Here is a 19,320-nt window from a genome sequence, read left to right as displayed (position 1 = left end):
GCCAGCATCGCACGTGCCGTTTCGGGTGCCGTCGCCAGCGGTTTAGGCTAGAATGCACGGCCTCAAAGCACACCCCCTTCCCGAGGCTGTCCCGAAGATGTTGATCCTGCGCGGCGCTCCTGCCCTTTCTGCCTTTCGCCACAGCAAACTCCTTGAGCAACTGAGCCGATGCGTCCCAGCTGTCAGTGGCTTGTATGCTGAATTCGCTCACTTCGCCGAAGTCACCGGCGGTTTGACCGGCGACGAACAGCAGGTGCTCGCGCGCCTTCTGAAGTACGGTCCCAGTGTTCCTGTCCAGGAGCCGACCGGTCGCCTGTTCCTGGTATTGCCGCGTTTTGGCACCATTTCGCCGTGGTCGAGCAAGGCCAGCGACATCGCCCGCAACTGCGGCCTGTCGAAAATCCAGCGCCTTGAGCGCGGCATTGCCTTTTATGTCGCCGGTGAGTTCAGCGAGGCCGAGGCCCAACTGATCGCCGACGCTTTGCATGACCGCATGACCCAGGTCGTACTGGGCAACCTGGAACAGGCCGCCGGCCTGTTCAGCCACGCCGAACCCAAGCCACTGACCGCCATCGACGTGCTGGGCGGCGGCCGCGGCGCGCTGGAAAAAGCCAACGCCGACCTGGGCTTGGCCCTGGCCGAAGACGAGATCGATTACCTGGTCGACGCCTTCCAGGGCTTGAAGCGCAACCCCCACGACATCGAACTGATGATGTTCGCCCAGGCCAACTCCGAGCATTGCCGTCACAAGATCTTCAACGCCAGTTGGGACATTGACGGCCAGAGCCAGGAAAAAAGCCTGTTCGGCATGATCAAGAACACCTATCAGATGCACAACGAAGGTGTGCTGTCGGCCTACAAAGACAACGCCGCGGTGATCGTCGGCAACGTCGCCGGTCGCTTCTACCCGAACCCTGAGACCCGCCAGTACGGTGCGGTCCAGGAGCCGGTGCACATCCTGATGAAGGTCGAGACCCACAACCACCCGACCGCGATTGCCCCGTTCCCGGGCGCGTCCACCGGTTCCGGTGGTGAGATCCGCGACGAAGGCGCCACCGGTCGTGGTGCCAAGCCCAAGGCTGGCCTGACCGGCTTCACCGTGTCGAACCTGCAAATCCCGGGCTTCGAACAGCCCTGGGAAAAGCCGTACGGCAAGCCTGAGCGCATCGTCAACGCCTTGGACATCATGATCGAAGGCCCCCTGGGTGGCGCGGCGTTCAACAACGAATTCGGCCGTCCGGCCCTGACCGGCTACTTCCGTACCTTCGAACAGTCCATCACCACCCCCCGTGGTGAAGAAGTTCGTGGTTACCACAAGCCGATCATGCTCGCGGGCGGCATGGGTAACATCCGCGCCGAACACGTACAGAAAGGCGAAATCCTGGTCGGTTCCAAGCTGATCGTCCTCGGCGGCCCGGCCATGCTGATCGGCCTGGGCGGCGGCGCTGCTTCCTCCATGGCCACCGGCACCAGCTCGGCGGACCTGGACTTCGCCTCGGTCCAGCGGGAAAACCCGGAAATGGAACGCCGCTGCCAGGAAGTCATCGACCGTTGCTGGCAGTTGGGCGAGCACAACCCCATCAGCTTCATCCACGACGTCGGCGCAGGCGGCCTGTCCAACGCCTTCCCGGAACTGGTCAACGACGGTGGCCGTGGTGGCCGCTTCGAACTGCGCAACATTCCGAACGACGAGCCGGGCATGGCCCCGCACGAAATCTGGAGTAACGAATCCCAGGAGCGTTATGTCCTGGCGGTCGGCCCGGCCGACTTCGAGCGTTTCCAAGCCATTTGCGAGCGCGAGCGCTGCCCATTCGCCGTCGTCGGCGAAGCCACCGCCGAGCCGCAACTGACCGTCACCGACAGCCACTTCGGCAACAGCCCGGTGGACATGCCGCTGGAAGTGCTGCTGGGCAAAGCCCCGCGCATGCACCGTTCGGCCGTTCGCGAAGCCGAGCTGGGCGACGACTTCGACCCGTCGACCCTCGACGTCGCCGATTGCATCGAGCGCGTGCTGCATCACCCGGCCGTGGCGAGCAAAAGTTTCCTGATCACCATTGGCGACCGCACCATCACCGGCCTCGTGGCCCGTGACCAGATGGTTGGCCCGTGGCAGGTGCCGGTGGCCGATGTTGCCGTGACCGCCACCAGCTTCGACGTCTACACCGGCGAAGCCATGGCCATGGGTGAGCGCACCCCGCTGGCGCTGCTGGACGCTCCGGCGTCGGGCCGCATGGCGATTGGTGAGACCCTGACCAACATTGTGGCCTCGCGCATCGGCAAGATTTCCGACATCAAGCTGTCGGCCAACTGGATGTCCGCCGCCGGTCACCCGGGTGAAGACGCACGCCTGTACGACACCGTCAAGGCTGTCGGCATGGAGCTGTGCCCGGAGCTGGGCATTACCATTCCGGTGGGCAAGGACTCCATGTCCATGGCCACGCGCTGGAACGACGACGGCGTAGACAAGAGCGTGACCTCGCCGCTGTCGCTGATCGTGACCGGTTTCGCCCCCGTCACCGACATTCGCCAGACCCTGACCCCGCAACTGCGCATGGACAAGGGCACCACCGACCTGATCATGATCGACCTGGGCCGTGGCCAGAACCGCATGGGCGCCTCGATTCTGGCCCAGGTGCATGGCAAGCTCGGCTCGCAAGCGCCGGACGTCGATGATGCCGAAGACCTGAAAGCGTTCTTCGCCGTCATCCAGGGCCTCAACGCCGACGGTCACCTGCTGGCCTACCACGACCGTTCCGACGGTGGCTTGCTGACCACCGTGGTGGAAATGGCCTTCGCCGGCCACTGCGGCCTGAACCTGACCCTCGACAGCGTTGCCGAGTCTGCCGCCGAAATCCCGGCCATCCTGTTCAACGAAGAACTGGGTGCGGTGATCCAGGTTCGCCAGGACGCCACCCCGGACATCCTCGCCCAGTTCAGCGCGGCGGGCCTTGCCGACTGCGTCTCGGTGATCGGCCAACCGATCAACAACGCCCACATCAACATCACCTTCAATGGCGACACCGTGTTTGAAGGTCAGCGCCGCCTGTTGCAGCGCCAGTGGGCTGAAACCAGCTACCAGATCCAGCGCCTGCGGGACAACGTCGAGTGCGCCGAGCAAGAATTCGACGCCCTGCTGGAAGAAGACAACCCGGGCCTGAGCGCCAAGCTCAGCTACGACGTCAACCAGGACGTGGCCGCGCCCTACATCAAGAAAGGCATTCGCCCACAAGTGGCGGTGCTGCGCGAGCAGGGCGTCAACGGTCAGGTGGAAATGGCGGCGGCGTTCGACCGCGCCGGTTTCAACGCGATCGACGTGCACATGAGCGACATCCTGGCCGGCCGTGTCGACCTGAACGACTTCAAAGGCATGGTCGCTTGTGGCGGTTTCTCCTACGGCGACGTGCTGGGGGCCGGTGAAGGCTGGGCCAAGTCGGCGCTGTTCAACAGCCGCGCCCGCGACGCGTTCCAAGGCTTCTTCGAGCGCACCGACAGCTTCACCCTCGGTGTGTGCAACGGTTGCCAGATGATGTCCAACTTGCACGAACTGATCCCGGGCAGCGAGTTCTGGCCGCACTTCGTACGTAACCGTTCCGAGCAGTTCGAAGCCCGCGTGGCGATGGTTCAGGTGCAGGAGTCGAACTCGATTTTCCTGCAGGGCATGGCCGGTTCGCGCATGCCAATCGCCATCGCCCACGGTGAAGGCCACGCGGAATTCGAAAGCGAAGAAGCACTGCTTGAAGCCGACCTGTCCGGTTGCGTGTCGCTGCGTTTCGTCGACAACCACGGCAAGGTCACTGAAACCTACCCGGCCAACCCGAACGGTTCGCCGCGCGGGATCACCGGCCTGACCAGCCGCGACGGCCGCGTCACGATCATGATGCCGCACCCGGAGCGGGTGTTCCGCGCGGTGCAGAACTCGTGGCGTTCAGACGACTGGAACGAAGACGCACCGTGGATGCGTATGTTCCGTAACGCTCGCGTCTGGGTGAACTAAGGCCGTGTACAAGCTCTGCTTCTTCGTCCCGGCCAGCCATGTGGACGTGGTCAAAAGCGCCGTATTCGCTGCCGGTGGTGGGCGAATCGGCGACTATGAGCACTGCGCCTGGCAAGTGCTGGGCCTGGGCCAGTTTCGACCGTTGGACGGCAGCCAGCCGTTCATTGGCGAAGCGGGCCAGGTCGAGCAGGTCGAGGAATGGAAAGTGGAGCTTGTCGTCGCCGATGAGCTGATTCGTCCGGTGGTGGAGGCGCTGAAACAGAGCCATCCCTACGAGACGCCGGCTTATGAAGTGTGGCGGTTGGAGGATTTTTGATCCTGCGCCCGTTGAAATGAAAAACCCGCTGATTGGATCAGCGGGTTTTTTATTGGGTGGGATTCCTGTGTACACGAATCCCCGCAGCAACGGATATACACACCAATCCAAAAACCGCCTGTAAAAATAGACGGTCTGTCAGACGCATCGAAGTTTCCGACAAGTTTTTAAGGTTGTCCCTCGGAAGCGGGGGCTCTAGCCTTTGGGTGTCGCTGCCAATTTAGCGACCGGGTTTGACCGTCCGAAAAAACAAGGGCAATAGGCCCGGACGATTGTCCTGGGCTCCATGAGATCAAGGAGCTTCCCTTTGAAAAATAATTCTGACATTCCCAACCCGCATCCACCTTCCCCTACGGCGATTACGCCCCCGAAAAGCTGCAAGAGGCCGCTGATCGTGCGCTGGATTTCTACCTCAAGCCTGACGACAGCGAGTCAGAACCCAAACCTCCGGCACAGCTGTTCACCGTGGTGGACACTGTCGATACCGAAGTCCTGCTAGCCAACCTCAGCGAAACCCTGGCCTCGGCCAATGCGATGCTCAGCGACCTTGCCTTCGATCTGGATGGCTCGCGGCGGCATGTGGCGTTGGGGGTGGCGCAGATGATTGAGTTGGGGGCGTTGTTGGCGAACAAGGCCTTGGACCGGGTAGAGCTTCGGACTTGATGCAATAAGTGCCGGCCTCATCGCGAGTAGGCTCGCTCCCACAGTGGATTTGTGTTGCTTGTAAAGCTTGTGATCGACACCAGACCCTGTGGCGAGGGAGCTTGCTCGCGCTGGGGCGCGAAGCGGCCCTGAAACCAGGCAACCCGGTGTGTCAGGCAGATTGAGCTGATAGCTTGGGGCTGCTGCGCAGCCCAGCGCGAGCAAGCTCCCTCGCCACAGAAGCGTCTCGCCGCAAGAGAGTGGGGTTACGGACGAATCTCGATCATCGTGCCATCGGGCACCAGGTTCCAGACTTCGCGCATGTCGACGTTGCGCATGGCGATGCAGCCGTCGGTCCAGTCCAGGGTGTGGAACAGCTGTTCGGGGGTTTCTTCGCTGTCCGGGGTGCCGTGGATCATGATCATGCCCCCCGGTTCCACGCCTTCGCGTCGAGCACGGGCGGAGTCGCTGATGTTGGGGTAGGAAATGTGCATCGACAGATAGTAGCTGTCACTGGTCTTGCGCCAGTCCAGCCAATAGAAGCCTTCGGGGGTGCGTTTGTCGCCTTCTATCAGCTTGGGGCCTTTTTTGGCGCTTTTGCCCAGTGAAATACGGTAGGTCTTGAGCGGTTTGCCGTCATTGATCAATTGCAATTGATGGGCGGACTTGAGCACCAGCACTTTTTCGATGGTCTTGCCGTTGTAGGTTCCCATCGCAGAGGCCTGGGACACAGCGGTGAACGACAAGCAGAACAGGACAAGCAACCAGCGCATTGAAACGGTATCCCTAGAGGTGTCGCGGCTTATTGGATTTTTATGTATTGGCAGGCTGAGCCAGCGGCGGAATCGATTCGGATCGCACAGGGTAATCCTCGGTTCGTCGGTCTGCGTAGAAATACTCCAGGGTACGGCCCACTGTGCGGAAGGCCAGCTCGTCCCAGGGAATGTCCGCTTCTTCGAACAGTTTCACTTCCAGGCTTTCGGGCCCGGCGGCGAAATTTTCGTCCACCAACTCGGCGCGGAAGAATACATGCACCTGGCTGATGTGTGGTACATCGATCAGCGTATAGAGGCTTAAATTTCGCACGCGAGCGCAGGCTTCCTCGGCGGTTTCGCGCACGGCGGCCTGTTCGACGGTTTCGCCGTTCTCCATGAAACCCGCCGGCAGCGTCCAGTAGCCGAGCCGTGGCTCGATGGCACGCCGACACAGCAACACCTTGCTGCCCCAGGTCGGTACGCAACCGGCCACGATGTTGGGGTTCTGGTAATGGATGGTTTGGCAGGTGTCGCAGACAAAGCGCAGGCGCGAGTCGCCCTCGGGTATGCGCTGGGTCACTGGGTTACCGCACTGACTGCAGAATTTCATGCTTGGGTTCCTGAATGCTGCGCCTATCTTGGCGTGCGCAGGCGGGTGTCGGCAAGTTGTCGTTTCGCGACACGTCGTGGTCCGGGGCTTGGGCCGCCTGCATGATTGGTGCATGATGCAAGGTAGCTAATAAATCGAGAAGTCTCATGCTGGACGAGCTACTGCATCGAGTAAGCAACCATACCCCGCGTACCCTGGAGACCGACCGACGTTTCCCTGAAGCGGCGGTGTTGGTGCCAATTACCCGCAGTGACGAACCGGAACTGGTATTGACCCTGCGCGCCAGCGGGCTTTCGACCCATGGCGGCGAAGTGGCGTTCCCTGGCGGGCGCCGCGACCCGGAAGACCCTGACCTGATCTTCACCGCCCTGCGCGAAGCCGAGGAAGAAATCGGCCTGCCCCCCGGCCTGGTGGAAGTGATCGGCCCCCTCAGCCCGCTGATTTCGCTGCACGGTATCAAGGTCACGCCTTATGTCGGAGTGATCCCGGACTATGTCGAGTACCTGGCCAACGATGCGGAGATCGCTGCGGTGTTCAGCGTGCCGTTGGAGTTTTTCCGCAAGGATCCTCGCGAACACACGCACCGTATCGATTACCAGGGTCGCAGTTGGTATGTGCCCAGCTATCGCTTTGGCGAATACAAGATCTGGGGCCTGACGGCGATCATGGTCGTCGAACTGGTCAACCTGCTGTTCGATGCTGACATCGACCTGCACAAACCGCCCAGAACCTTCATCAATACCTAAAGCCCCGAGGAACCTCATGAAATACCGTCTGGGCGATGCCCGTGTCGAAACCCACCCACAGAGCTGGGTAGCACCCAACGCTACGCTGGTAGGCAAGGTCCGTCTCGAAGAGGGCGCCAATGTCTGGTTCAACGCCGTGCTGCGCGGCGATAACGAACTGATCCTGATCGGCAAGAACAGCAATGTGCAGGACGGCACGGTGATGCACACCGACATGGGCTACCCGCTGACCATCGGCACCGGCGTGACCATCGGCCACAACGCCATGCTCCACGGTTGTACGGTGGGGGACTACAGCCTCATCGGCATCAATGCGGTGATTCTCAACGGCGCGAAGATCGGCAAAAACTGCATCATTGGCGCCAACTCGCTGATCGGCGAAGGCAAGGAAATCCCCGACGGCTCGCTGGTGATGGGCTCTCCCGGCAAGGTCGTGCGGGAATTGACCGAAGCCCAGAAGAAAATGCTCGAAGCCAGTGCGGCGCACTACGTTCACAACGCGCAGCGCTACGCGCGCGACTTGGCCGAGCAAGAACAATGAACACGCCCGAACGCCCGGTTCGCTCGCCCTGCGTGAACATCTGCGCGCTGGACGATGACGATATCTGCACCGGTTGCCAGCGCACCGTGTCGGAAATTACCCGTTGGAGCCAGATGGACAACGATGAACGGCGTAGCGTCCTGGCGTTGTGTCATGAACGGGCGAAGTCCAGCGGGTTGGTGTGGAGGGTGCCTGCACGGCCCTGATTGTGAATACAAACCCCTGTGGGAGCCAAATCTGTGGGAGCAAGGCTTTTATTTCAGCCCCAACCACCGATCCAACCCCAGCACCCCCAGCGCAATCCCGACAAACCCCGCCAATATCCCTCCGGCATTGATGAACGCCTGTGGATAACCCAGGTTCGTCACGTCAATAAAGGGGTAGGGGTAAGCGGCCAATAAATCCCCCCGCAACAAGACATAGGCGAAATACATCACGGGGTAGATCACCCAAAGCCCCATGTGGCCCAGACGCAAAGTGCCTTTGGGCACGTACAGCCACCAATAGGTGATGTACAGCAACGGCATCACATCGTGCAGCAACTCGTCGGCCACGAACTGCCAGCCCTCGGGTTGCCACAGGTGCCGCAGCAGCAGGTTATAGGCCAGGCCGACCAGGGCGATGCTCACGGCGATGCCGCTGCTTGCCCCAGGTTGCAGGAACCAGCGCCGGACCGCTGATTCGCGAGTCGTCAGTTCCCAGGTCAGCACCACGGCCACCAGGGTATTGGTCAACACCGTGAAGAAACTGAAGAAGTTCACCAGGCCACCCAGCAGGCTCGCCCCCAGTTCCCAGCGCCCCAACAGAATCAGGTACAGCTGGATGCTCAACCCCAGCCAGCCGAGCAGTGCCGCCACGGACACGAAACGCTGTCGACACGTGAGGCGAAGACTGACATCAATGCCCACGGCTCAGGTCGGCCGTTTGGTGCGCATCAACTTGATGTACAGGCGCTCGACTTTTTCCCGTGCCCAAGGGGTTTTGCGCAGGAAGGTCAGGCTCGACTTGATGCTCGGGTCGCTCTTGAAGCAACGGATATCGATGCGCTCGGCCAGGCCCGACCATTCGTAGTGTTGCACCAGGGCGTTGAGGATCTGCTCCAGCGTCACGCCGTGCAGCGGGTTGTTGTTCGGTTCGGTCATGGGGAGGCCTTTGCGCGAAAAGGTGTAAAGCCGCGCACCTTAGCCGAGGTGCCGTTGTGGTGGAAGCATAGTCTTACCCTCCCGGCACACTGTTACCCAATCCGAAATGATCCATGGCAACAAAAGCGCTTTCTCTATTGAGAACAGGACATTATCCTTGCGCCGCCTGCTCAAGCGCTTCTTGCGCCGTGCCAGAGCCTCTGCGTTGCGCTCACTCCCGATAAAAGATCAAAGAACACTTTCTTTATGCTCGATGCACAGACTCTGAAAGACAGCGCTGTCTTGCCCCTCGAAAGTTCGATGCGCAGTCTGGCGCAATCAAGATTTGGCGCCTTTCTAATTCATGCAACAAAACCTGTGGGAGCGAGCCTGCTCCCACAAGTTATTCGCAATAACTGGATACCTTTTTACTGAACCATGCCCCCTCAAGATCGTCATCTACAGTGACTACTTGCGCGGGACTCCTTAAAACGTCACGGAGAATCACACTATGAGCACTGAAGGTGCTTTGGGTCGAAGCCGTCTGCTACCGAGCCTGCTCGGCATTCTGCTTCTATTGATGGGCCTGGCCCTGTTGGCCGGAGGGGTCAAGCTGAGCACGCTTGGCGGCTCGCTGTATTACCTGCTGGCCGGTATTGGCCTGGCGCTGACCGGCGTGCTGCTGATCATGGCCCGTCGCGCGGCCCTGGGTCTGTACGCGTTGGTGCTGTTCGCCAGCACCGTGTGGGCGCTGTGGGAAGTGGGCCTGGATTGGTGGCAGTTGGTGCCACGCCTGGCGATGCTGTTTGCCCTGGGCATTGTCATGCTGCTGCCGTGGTTCCGCCGCCCATTGTTGACCGTCGACGCCTCGCCCATGGGGACCCGCGCATTGGGCGCCGCCGTGGTCATCGCCGGTATCGCCGCGCTCGCCAGCCAGTTCACCAACCCGGGTGAAATCAAGGGCCAATTGGATCGCGACAGCGTGCCAGGCATGACCAACACCGCACCGGCGATGCCGGACGGAGACTGGAACTCCTACGGCCGCAGTGCCCATGGCGACCGTTACTCGCCGCTGGCGCAGATCACCCCCGAGAACGTCAGCAAACTGGTGCCGGCCTGGACCTATCGCACCGGCGACCTACCAGGGCCGAACGACCCGGGCGAGACGACGGCTGAAAACACCCCGCTGAAGGTCAACGGCATGCTTTACGTGTGCACACCTCACAGCCAGGTGATTGCACTGGAGCCTGAAACCGGTAAGGAAATCTGGCGTTTCGATCCGAAGCTTTCCACGCAAAAAGCGGAAAACTTCAAGGGTTGGGCCCACATGACCTGCCGTGGCGTGACCTATCACGATGACGCCGTGTACGCTTCTGCCGAGCAGAGCCCGACCGGCGCCGCCAGCACCACGCCGGCCAGCACCTCGTGCCCGCGCCGGATTTTCCTGCCGACCGCCGACACCCGTCTGATCGCCCTCAACGCTGACACCGGCAAGATGTGCGAAGACTTCGGCGACAAAGGTCAGGTCGACCTGACCGCCAACATCGGCGGCTTCACGGCCGGCGGTTACTATTCCACCTCGCCACCGGCGGTCACCCAGAACCTGGTGGTGATCGGCGGCCATGTCACCGACAACGTCTCCACCGACGAGCCAAGCGGTGTCATCCGCGCCTACGACGTGCACACCGGCAAGCTGGTGTGGAACTGGGACAGCGGCAAACCGGACGACACCACGCCGATTGCCGAAGGCCAGACCTACACCCGTAACTCGCCGAACATGTGGTCCATGTTCAGCGTCGATGAAAAACTCGGCATGCTCTACCTGCCGATGGGCAACCAGACCCCCGACCAGTTCGGCGGCTTGCGCACGCCAGAATCGGAAAAATATTCCGCCGGCCTGACCGCGCTGGACATCGCCACCGGCAAGGTGCGCTGGTACTTCCAGTTCACCCACCACGACCTGTGGGACATGGATGTTGGCGGTCAACCGACCCTGATGGACATGAAAACCGCCGAGGGCGTGAAACCGGCCGTGCTGGCTTCGACCAAGCAGGGCAGCATTTACGTGCTGGACCGCAGCAACGGTCAGCCGATCATACCGATCAAGGAAGTCCCGGTGCCGCAAGGCGCGGTGGAGGGCGACCACACTTCGCCGACCCAACCGATGTCTGACCTGAACTTCGTGCCGCCGGTCCTTAAGGAGCGCGACATGTGGGGCGTGACCCCGTTCGATCAGATGCTGTGCCGGATCGACTTCAAGTCGCTGCGCTATGACGGCATGTTCACGCCGCCGTCGTTGCAAGGCTCGATCGTGTACCCAGGTAACTTCGGTGTGTTCGACTGGGGCGGCATTTCGGTCGACCCGGTGCGTCAGATCGCTTTCGTCAACCCGAACTACATGGCGTTCAAGTCGAAACTGGTGTCGGCGGCAGACGTGGCCGGCGGTCCGGGTCGCAAGAGCGAAACCGAAGGCGTGCAGCCGAACAAGGGCGCGCCGTATGGCGTGATCCTTGAAGCGTTGCTCTCGCCAATGGGCTTGCCATGCCAGGCGCCGGCCTGGGGTTATGTGGCGGCAGTGGACCTGACCACCAACAAAACCCTGTGGATGCATAAGAACGGCACCGTGCGTGACAGCTCACCGGTCCCGATCCCGCTGACCATGGGTGTACCGAGCCTGGGGGGGCCCTTCACCACGGCCAGCGGCCTGGCGTTCCTGAGCGGTACCCTTGACCAGTACCTGCGCGCCTATGACGTGAAAAACGGCAAGCAACTGTGGGAAGGTCGCCTGCCAGCCGGCGCCCAGACCACGCCGATGACCTACACCGGCAAGGACGGCAAGCAATACGTGCTGGTCGTCGCCGGCGGCCACGGTTCCCTGGGCACCAAGCAAGGTGACTATGTGATCGCGTACAAACTGCCGGATTAAGCAACCTCGGCGCCCATGAAAAAGGCGACACCCTTGCGGGTGCCGCCTTTTTTATTGCGCTGTGCTTTTGTGGCGAGGGAGCTTGCTCCCGCTGGGCTGCGAAGCAGCCCCTGTATTTCAGCCATCACATCGCAGGGGACGCTGGCGCGTCCAGCGGGAGCAAGCTCCCTCGCCACAGGGCGTTTGGGTAGCGTCGCCAGACTTACAACTCGATCTTCACCGCCTGCGAAGACCGGGTCGCCTTGGCGCGGGCGGCTTCGATGGATTCGTCCCGGGCCAGGGCCACGCCCAGGCGGCGTTGGCCGTTGACTTCCGGTTTGCCGAACAGGCGCAGCGCGGTGTCCGGTTCGCTCAGGGCGGCGCCAAGGTTGGCGAAGGCGGTCTGGGTCGACTGACCCTCCACCAGGATCACCGCCGAAGCCGATGGGCCGAACTGACGGATCTGCGGGATCGGCAGGCCGAGGATGGCGCGCGCGTGCAGGGCGAACTGCGACAGGTCCTGGGAAATCAGCGTCACCAGACCGGTGTCGTGTGGGCGCGGCGAGACTTCGCTGAACCACACTTGATCACCCTTGATGAACAGCTCGACGCCAAACAGGCCGCGACCACCCAGGGCCTCGGTCACTGCCTTGGCTACGCGCTCGGATTCGGCCAGGGCCGCCGGGCTCATGGCCTGGGGCTGCCAGGATTCCTGATAGTCGCCCTTTTCCTGACGGTGACCGACTGGTGCGCAGAAGGTGGTACCGCCGACATGACGCACGGTGAGCAAAGTGATTTCGTAGTCGAAGTCGATAAAGCCTTCAATGATGACCCGACCCTTGCCGGCACGGCCGCCTTCCTGGGCGTAGTCCCAGGCTGTCTGCACGTCGTCAGTGCTGCGCAACAGGCTCTGGCCCTTGCCCGAGGAACTCATGACCGGCTTGACCACACAGGGGAAACCCAGGGTTTCAACGGCCTTGCGGTAGTCTTCCACGGTGTCGGCGAAGAAGTACGGCGAGGTCGGCAGGCCCAGCTCTTCTGCGGCCAGGCGACGAATGCCTTCACGGTTCATGGTCAGCTGCGCGGCGCGGGCGGTGGGGATCACGGTGAAGCCTTCGGCTTCCAGTTCCACCAGGGTGGCGGTGGCGATGGCTTCGATTTCCGGCACGATGAAGTGCGGTTTCTCGGCCTCGATCACCGCACGCAACGCGGCGCCGTCGAGCATGTTGATGACATGGCTGCGGTGGGCCACTTGCATGGCCGGCGCGTTGGCGTAGCGATCCACCGCAATCACTTCAACGCCCAGGCGCTGCAGTTCGATTACCACTTCCTTGCCCAGCTCACCGCTGCCACACAACAAAACGCGGGTCGCGGTGGGCGACAATGGGGTTCCGATACGGGTCATCTGAAGGTCCTCAAACAGGAGCGGATCATCGAGGGTTGCGCGCCAGGCGAGCTTCCCGTGGGGAGAAAGCGCGGCATTTTACATGAACCGCAGGGTTTGGCTTCAGCCGGCGACGGCCTGTTTGCGTAAACGCCAGGCCATGATCAGCCAGACTGCCGTGACGCCGGCGAACTTCGAGGCCAGGGCGGTGATCACCACGCCGGGCGTCAGGGCGTCGATCAGGCCGAAGAAGATAAAGGTGTCCAGGGGAATGCTCAGGGCCGAACTGATCCACAACCGATCATGCAGCGGGCGTTTGGTGATGGTGAAGACCAGCCAGTCAATGCATTCGGACGCGGCAAACGCCGTGGCGCTGGCCAGGGCGATGGTCGGGTCGGATGTGACATAAGACAACACCAGTGCCGCCAGCATTGCCACGATGGCGCCATGGCCGAAGCGGGTCTGCACCATGTCCCGCAGGATAAACACCAAGCCGCCCCAGGCCGACCAGATGATGTCCAGGTGCGGCGCAGCGGAAAACGCGTAGTTGATCAGCACGACGCTGCTGATGTAGGCGATCAGGAAAAACATGGATCGGGGTACCTGGTGGGGTTTTGATCAAGCACTCAAGAATAACGATAGCCCTGTGGGAGCAAAGTTTGCTCGCGAAGCAGGCGCCTCGATTCTGAAAGACCGCATCGCCTTCATCGCGGGCGAGCCTTGCTCCCACGTGGGTGCAGGGTACTTCAGCCAGCGGGGCAGGGGCCAGCAGACCGCGCCTTATTCTTCGTCGCTACCGTCCGCCTTCCAGTAACCCGCCGCCTTCACAAAGTCCTGGTCCAGGCCTTTCTCCTCCAGCAACACCTTGCGAATCTGCCGCGACACTTTACTTTCGGTGGCGACCCAGGCGTACAGCTTGCCGGCGGGTACTTCCAGCTGTTGCACGGTGCTCAGCAGGTTGTTCTGGCTACCTTCGCGCAGCACCCATATCACGTGTACCTGCGCCGGGCTGTGGAGCATCTGCTGCTCGGCACCGTTTTCCACTTCCACCACCACCAGCGCACGCCGGTTGGGCGCCAGGCCTTCGAGGCGGCGGGCGATGGCGGGCAGGGCGGTTTCGTCGCCGATCAGCAGGTAGCTGTCGAAAATGTCCGGCACGATCATCGAGCCCCGTGGCCCACCGATATTGAGGTATTGCCCAGGTGTCGCCTGGGCTGCCCAGGACGCGGCAGGGCCGTCGCCGTGGAGCACGAAATCGATGTCCATCTCGAGGGTGTCCAGGTCGTAGCGGCGCGGGGTGTAGTCGCGCATCTCGGGCATCGGGCCCTGGGCCTTGCCAGCACTGGGGTTGAGGTTTTCCAGGGCTGCTCGTTCCTCGGCGTTCTGCGGGAAAAACAGCTTCACGTGGTCATCCGTGCCCAAGCTGACGAACCCGGCCAATTCCGGCCCGCCGACGGTGATGCGGCGCATGCGGGGAGTCAGGTCCTCCACCCGCAGCACTTGCAGGCAACGGCGTTTGATCTCGTGGTTGACACGGTGAATGGTGTTTGGATCGACTTCAGTCATTGCTTGACTCCGAAACAGATAGACGGTCGGGGCCGTCGATGATGGCTTTGGCGGTGTCGTTGAGCAGGTCGCGTACCCGCTTGATTTCTTCCGGGTTCCAGCGGCCATGATGCTTTTGCAAAGCATGCCGCAGGTTATACACCGCTTCGTGGATTTCCGGGGGCCGGTCATGGCCATGCAACGAGCGCTTGCTCACTTCAATGCGCATTCGCACACCCTCCATCGCCTCGGCCTGGTCTTCAAGGAATAGACGTCCGGCGTCGGTCACGCTGTAGCGTTTTTTTCCACCTTCAGCGTCGCCGGTGATCATTGCGCCCATTTCAAGGAAGGTCAGGGTCGGGTAGATCACGCCGGGGCTGGGGCTGTAGGCACCGTTGAAGATGTTTTCGATCTGGCGGATCAGGTCATAGCCGTGGCAAGGCTGTTCGGCAATCAACGCCAGCAACAGCAATTTCAGGTCACCGGAGGCGAAGACCCGGGGGCCACGGCTGCCGCGTTCGCGGCCTGCCGGGCGCCGCTCGAAGTCGTCGTGGTTGGGAGGGGAATGAGGCGGTTGCATCTACCTGTTCTCCGTTCTGCATTAAATAGAACTGAGATATACCTTGCACTTAAAGATATATCTTAAGTCGGTGCGTGATATTTGGATTAAGAGCAGACCTTACCTCAATACCCTATGTATGCGGTGCGACAGGTTCGAACCTTCAGTGTTTGCTGGGATAAGTAACGCGGGTGGTAATGAAGTGTGGGTTGTTTCTTACAGTCAAACTTCGATTTTATATAAAGATGTGTTTTTTTCTTTATTTCGTATGCCCGATTTACTACGCGTCTGTGGGAATGTGCCTGCTTATTTTTAAATAAAAAGAACCGATCATTCCCCGGCGTTGAAGATTCACGCCAGGCCGTGGTTGGTATGGAACTTCAAGCCTTCTCTTTTTATTGCTATGAACAGGTGTTAAACAATGCTCAAACAAATCGTATCCAGCACTGCACTGGTCGCCGCCGCCCTGAGTTCTTCGCTGGCGTTCGCTGCCGACGATGCGCGCTCCTCCATCCATATCAGCGCGACGATCCCCTCCAAGCAGTTCCATGCCATGCCACGGGATCCGGAGTTCGGTAAGGATGAAACCATGAGTTACAACCTGGTGAGCGGCACCTTGACTTCGTTGCGCCAGACCTATGACGTGAAGAACACCGAAGGTTCGATCAATGCCTACATTGAAGGTGGCCCGGCTTCGCTGTTCAACGGTACGGACGCCATTCCGCTGACCACCACGTTCAACGGCGTCATCCTGACCGGGTCTTCTCAGGAAGTGGTGACCGACGCGGCGTCCACTCCAGGTACCCAGGCCGATATGGTCATCGCCGCGGCCAAGCCAAGCGATAGCCAGAACGGCCTTTATACCGCCGACCTGACCGTGGTCTTCGACGCGGTGCCTCGCCCGTAATGCCTTTCAGTGCCCGATGAGTTTCTCCTCGTCTTGCGGGCATCGGCGCAGGTCGGTCCATTGCTGACCGACCTGCACTCGGCTCTCCCGGTATCTTGTTACGCACAGGTGTTAAGTATGTTGAAACAACTCGTCTCCAGTACGGCGCTGGTCGCTGCCGCCCTGGGTTCTTCACCGGCGTTCGCGGCCGACGATGCGCGCTCCGCTATCCATATCAGTACGACTATTCCTACCCAGCAATTCCATGTCATGCCCCGGGATCCGGAGTTCGGCAAGAATGAAGTTATGAATTACAACCCGGTGAGCAACACCTTAAGTTCTTTACGTCAGACCTACGACGTGAAGAACACCGAAGGCTCGATCCATGCCTACCTCGAGGATGGCTATCCGAATCTGACCGGCGGTGCGAGCCCGGCGGACTACATCCCTCTGCTCGTTTTTTTCAACGATGTCATCCTCAGACCAACCCCCCAGGAAGTGGTGAGCGACGCAGCGTCCACGCCAGGTACCCACGTCGAGTTGAAGGTCATGACCATGAACCCCGTTGTTGGTGGGCGGGAGGGCCTATATACCGCTGATATCACGATGATCTTCGACGCGGTACCTCGCATAACCCCGTAATGCCGTTCGATGGATCGACCTGTCGGTCTGTACCGCCCGGCCTGCACCCGAAACGTCCCGATAGTTTGCTGATATGAGAATCCCTTGATGTTTCCGATGACACCCATCGCGGGTGCGCTCGCGCTGTTGCTGTGCGCGAATGCAATGGCCGCGGCAACCGCTCCCGGTACTACGCCAAGAAGTCTGATGTCTCAGGCCGCGGGCCTGCCGGCGGAGTTTGAAGCCCACTTTTTCGACGTGCCTCTGGCGGTTCATGTAGAACTCGATCAACAGTACCTCGGTGAAGCCATGGTGGTGTTGACCCGCGACGATCGCATTACGCTGCTTGAGTTCACCGACACCCAGGACAGCCCGATCAAGGCCGCCGACCGCGATCAATGGGAACAACTGCTCAAACAGGGGCGCGCACTTGGCGCGTGCGAAGCGGCCTGTACGTCGGGGCTGCTGGCGGTGCATTACAGCCTTGAAAACTCCCTGGTATCGATCCTCACCCAAAACGTGGAGCGCGGTAGCGAACAAAAGCGTTATTACGATCTGCCGCAAGCGGGCAGCCACGGCCTGATCTTCAATAACCAGCTCAACCTCAACGGTGGCCAGGAACAGGACACGGGCGGGCGTTATGGTCTCAATGCCAGTTCCAGCCTGGGCAATTGGACCCAGGCGTTCGACATGCAGCTGTCGCGCCTGGGCGGGCCGGACGACAAGCTTTATCACGCGGTCCATGAGCTCTACACCCAGCGCGAAATGGAAGGCACTTTTTTCCGCCTGGGTTATTTCATGCCGGGCTCCGATGGCCTGAACCGCCAGATCCGTTCGTTCGGTGCCAACCCGGACACCGCGCTGGGCGTGATGTATGGCAGTTCCGACAGCCTGGTCATCAACAACCCCAAGCCCAGCGTGTACCCGATTTACGTCACCGCCAGCCGCCAGGCCTCGGTGGAGATCTACCGCAACGGCCTGTTGATCCACACCCAGGCGGTCAGCGCCGGGTTGCAGAGCCTGGACACCCGGCCATTGCCCGGTGGCATTTATGAAGTGGAAGTGCGGCTGGTCGAAGACGGCCAAACTACCGCCACCACCCAGGAACTGGTCTACAAGCCCAACAATTGGGGCAATTTTGAGGACCGTTGGCGCTACAACCTGTTCGCCGGGCGCGAAACCAAACTGTGGAGCAATTGGGAAGAGCAACCGTCGGGTTTCACCACCGCCGGGGTCGGCCTCAACTACCTGCTGCACCCCCGGGTGGTGCTGGGGCTTTCCACGCGCCAGGTTCAGGACAAGTTGCAGTACGGCACCTCGGTGGACTGGACGCTGGCCAATAACACCAGCCTCTACGCCAACGTCTACCAGACCGAGCAATACGGCACCGGCATGGACCTGCAAGGGCTGTACAGCTACGGCCATGGCAGCGTGGTGGTCAGCCACAACCGCAGTTGGCTGGACACCCGCAACACCTACGAAACCCTGGCCGACGGCACCCGTATCCGCCAACGCGACGTGTTCGTCGGCCAGACCAGCAATTCGTCGCTGTCGGTCAACCATCGGTTGAGCAACACCTCGTCGATCAACGGGCGGCTGGCCTACAGCGAAGGCAATGTCCAGGGCACGGGCCTGGACCTGGGCTGGTCCCAGCGCGGCAAACTGCGCGGCAGCGATGCCAACTGGCGGCTTTCGGTGTTCGACCGTCCGGGCACTTCGAGTACCGCCGATAAGCGCAATCGCGGCGTGGACCTCAGCGTCAGCGTGGCCTTGGGCGGGCCGGGCGAGTATTGGTCGGGCAGCATCGGCACCCGCACGTCCCGGGAAGGTACGCGCGACAACAATGCCTCCGTGAGCTATCGCCGCACGCTTGAGGATCACGTGCTGCAAAGCGTGTCCGCAACGGCACTGACCGACACCTATGGCGTGGGCTTGTCCGGCATGGCCAGTTTCGACACCGATTCGCTGTATGGCGACGGCTTCGTTCAGCGCTCTTCCTACAACGGCAACCTCACCGGTGGCTTGAACCTGAGCAGCACGGTGGCCGTGGGCGGCCAGAAAGTCGCCTTCACCGGCCTGCCCCAGGGGCGCGGTGCGGGCATGATCATCGATGTGGAAACCGACCTGGACGATATCACCCTGCGCGCCGACGACCTGACCGGTGGCAATACCACCTTGCGTCCGGGCCGCAACTTCGTGCCCATCACCGCCTACCAGAACAGCATGGTGACCTTCGATTTTGAAGGCCTTTATCCGCCGGCGGCCAGCATTGAGCCGGCGCGCACTCGCTACCACCTGAACAAGGGCGGCGTGGACTATCGCAAGATCAGTGTGATGAAAACCGTGACGGTGCTCGGCCGCCTGCTGGACGAGCAAGGCCAACCGCTCAAGGGCCATCACGTAATCAACCACGCCAGCCGCGGGGTTAGCGAGGTGGATGGGTTCTTCTCCATGGAAATGAACGCCAGCTCGCCGACGCTGGAGGTGCGTTACGGCAGCGAATTGCTCTGCCAATTCCGCCTCGACCCGGACAACGCCGGCCGTGAGGGCGATGTGCTGATGATCGGTGACTTGCGCTGTACGCCGGACACGTTGGCCGACAGCGGCATCAAGGTCGAGACGGCGGGTTGAACCTGATCCTGGCGCTAGGGCCATGGTGCTTGGCCACTCGACGTTCAATAAAAATGTTCCGTGA

General features: G+C 61.1%; 18 protein-coding genes. 10 read left to right on the top strand and 8 right to left on the bottom strand.

Annotated elements, in window-relative coordinates; genetic code table 11:
- The first annotated feature begins 97 nt into the window (after positions 1-97).
- The 3 genes from purL to ACA047_RS23830 all read left to right on the top strand — a co-directional run bounded on the left by purL (position 98) and on the right by ACA047_RS23830 (position 4,973).
- Positions 98-3,994, top strand: a complete 3,897-nt coding sequence (gene purL, locus ACA047_RS23840; RefSeq protein ID WP_497353557.1) for a phosphoribosylformylglycinamidine synthase — start codon at positions 98-100, stop codon at positions 3,992-3,994.
- 4 nt (positions 3,995-3,998) lie between these two features.
- On the top strand, positions 3,999-4,310 hold the full coding sequence (locus tag ACA047_RS23835) for an NGG1p interacting factor NIF3 (RefSeq protein ID WP_497353555.1): 312 nt from the start codon (positions 3,999-4,001) through the stop codon (positions 4,308-4,310).
- A gap of 375 nt (positions 4,311-4,685) precedes the next feature.
- The gene (locus tag ACA047_RS23830; RefSeq protein ID WP_497360516.1) at positions 4,686-4,973 is read left to right on the top strand and encodes a DUF6124 family protein; all 288 of its coding nucleotides are present in this window, start codon (positions 4,686-4,688) and stop codon (positions 4,971-4,973) included.
- Between the two features lie 245 nt (positions 4,974-5,218).
- Here ACA047_RS23830 and ACA047_RS23825 read toward each other — a convergent pair whose 3' ends face one another.
- Positions 5,219-5,725 (bottom strand): L,D-transpeptidase family protein, encoded by a 507-nt coding sequence (locus ACA047_RS23825; protein WP_497353553.1) that lies wholly within the window; start codon positions 5,723-5,725, stop codon positions 5,219-5,221.
- Between the two features lie 40 nt (positions 5,726-5,765).
- Positions 5,766-6,317 carry an NUDIX hydrolase gene (locus ACA047_RS23820; protein WP_497353551.1) on the bottom strand — a complete coding sequence of 184 codons (552 nt, stop codon included), beginning with the start codon at positions 6,315-6,317 and terminating at the stop codon, positions 5,766-5,768.
- A gap of 146 nt (positions 6,318-6,463) precedes the next feature.
- On the opposite strand from ACA047_RS23820, the gene ACA047_RS23815 reads away from it, so the two are divergent.
- From ACA047_RS23815 to ACA047_RS23805, 3 genes are read left to right on the top strand one after another with little or no spacing between them, the layout of a single operon-like run.
- Positions 6,464-7,063 (top strand): CoA pyrophosphatase, encoded by a 600-nt coding sequence (locus ACA047_RS23815; RefSeq protein ID WP_497353549.1) that lies wholly within the window; start codon positions 6,464-6,466, stop codon positions 7,061-7,063.
- A gap of 16 nt (positions 7,064-7,079) precedes the next feature.
- The gene (locus ACA047_RS23810) at positions 7,080-7,604 is read left to right on the top strand and encodes a gamma carbonic anhydrase family protein (protein ID WP_116833376.1); all 525 of its coding nucleotides are present in this window, start codon (positions 7,080-7,082) and stop codon (positions 7,602-7,604) included.
- Positions 7,601-7,810, top strand: coding sequence for a DUF1289 domain-containing protein (locus tag ACA047_RS23805; RefSeq protein WP_497353547.1), 210 nt, complete (start codon positions 7,601-7,603; stop codon positions 7,808-7,810). The genes ACA047_RS23810 and ACA047_RS23805 overlap by 4 nt, the downstream gene beginning before the upstream one ends.
- 48 nt (positions 7,811-7,858) lie before the next feature.
- On the opposite strand, the gene ACA047_RS23800 is transcribed toward ACA047_RS23805, so the two are convergent.
- On the bottom strand, positions 7,859-8,467 hold the full coding sequence (locus tag ACA047_RS23800) for a Pr6Pr family membrane protein (RefSeq protein ID WP_497353545.1): 609 nt from the start codon (positions 8,465-8,467) through the stop codon (positions 7,859-7,861).
- Positions 8,468-8,515: 48 nt separating this feature from the next.
- Positions 8,516-8,746, bottom strand: coding sequence for a VF530 family protein (locus ACA047_RS23795; protein ID WP_497353543.1), 231 nt, complete (start codon positions 8,744-8,746; stop codon positions 8,516-8,518).
- A gap of 490 nt (positions 8,747-9,236) precedes the next feature.
- Between ACA047_RS23795 and ACA047_RS23790 the strand changes: the two genes are divergently transcribed.
- Positions 9,237-11,651: a glucose/quinate/shikimate family membrane-bound PQQ-dependent dehydrogenase gene (locus tag ACA047_RS23790; RefSeq protein ID WP_497353541.1), complete on the top strand. Its 2,415-nt coding sequence runs from the start codon at positions 9,237-9,239 to the stop codon at positions 11,649-11,651.
- Between the two features lie 202 nt (positions 11,652-11,853).
- Here ACA047_RS23790 and purT read toward each other — a convergent pair whose 3' ends face one another.
- The 4 genes from purT to ACA047_RS23770 form a co-directional block, all read right to left on the bottom strand.
- Positions 11,854-13,035: a formate-dependent phosphoribosylglycinamide formyltransferase gene (gene purT, locus ACA047_RS23785; RefSeq protein WP_497353539.1), complete on the bottom strand. Its 1,182-nt coding sequence runs from the start codon at positions 13,033-13,035 to the stop codon at positions 11,854-11,856.
- A gap of 102 nt (positions 13,036-13,137) precedes the next feature.
- A complete protein-coding gene (locus tag ACA047_RS23780; protein WP_497353537.1) occupies positions 13,138-13,605 on the bottom strand; it encodes a preQ0 transporter in 468 nt (155 codons plus the stop codon).
- Positions 13,606-13,794: 189 nt separating this feature from the next.
- Entirely contained in the window at positions 13,795-14,580 is a 786-nt protein-coding gene (locus tag ACA047_RS23775) for a siderophore-interacting protein (protein WP_497353535.1), read from the bottom strand.
- Positions 14,573-15,139: a PadR family transcriptional regulator gene (locus tag ACA047_RS23770; RefSeq protein ID WP_497353533.1), complete on the bottom strand. Its 567-nt coding sequence runs from the start codon at positions 15,137-15,139 to the stop codon at positions 14,573-14,575. Before ACA047_RS23770 ends, ACA047_RS23775 begins: the two co-directional genes overlap by 8 nt.
- A gap of 400 nt (positions 15,140-15,539) precedes the next feature.
- Here ACA047_RS23770 and ACA047_RS23765 point away from each other — a divergent pair, with 400 nt between their 5' ends.
- The 3 genes from ACA047_RS23765 (at position 15,540) to ACA047_RS23755 (ending at position 19,256) form a co-directional block, all read left to right on the top strand.
- Positions 15,540-16,025 (top strand): CS1 type fimbrial major subunit, encoded by a 486-nt coding sequence (locus tag ACA047_RS23765; RefSeq protein WP_497353531.1) that lies wholly within the window; start codon positions 15,540-15,542, stop codon positions 16,023-16,025.
- Positions 16,026-16,142: 117 nt separating this feature from the next.
- Positions 16,143-16,646 carry a CS1 type fimbrial major subunit gene (locus ACA047_RS23760; protein WP_497353529.1) on the top strand — a complete coding sequence of 168 codons (504 nt, stop codon included), beginning with the start codon at positions 16,143-16,145 and terminating at the stop codon, positions 16,644-16,646.
- A gap of 87 nt (positions 16,647-16,733) precedes the next feature.
- Positions 16,734-19,256: a CS1-pili formation C-terminal domain-containing protein gene (locus ACA047_RS23755; RefSeq protein WP_497353527.1), complete on the top strand. Its 2,523-nt coding sequence runs from the start codon at positions 16,734-16,736 to the stop codon at positions 19,254-19,256.
- The last annotated feature ends 64 nt before the right edge of the window (positions 19,257-19,320 follow it).

Source organism: Pseudomonas sp. LBUM1664 (assembly GCF_059695895.1).
This window is presented reverse-complemented; position numbering and strand designations above follow the sequence as displayed.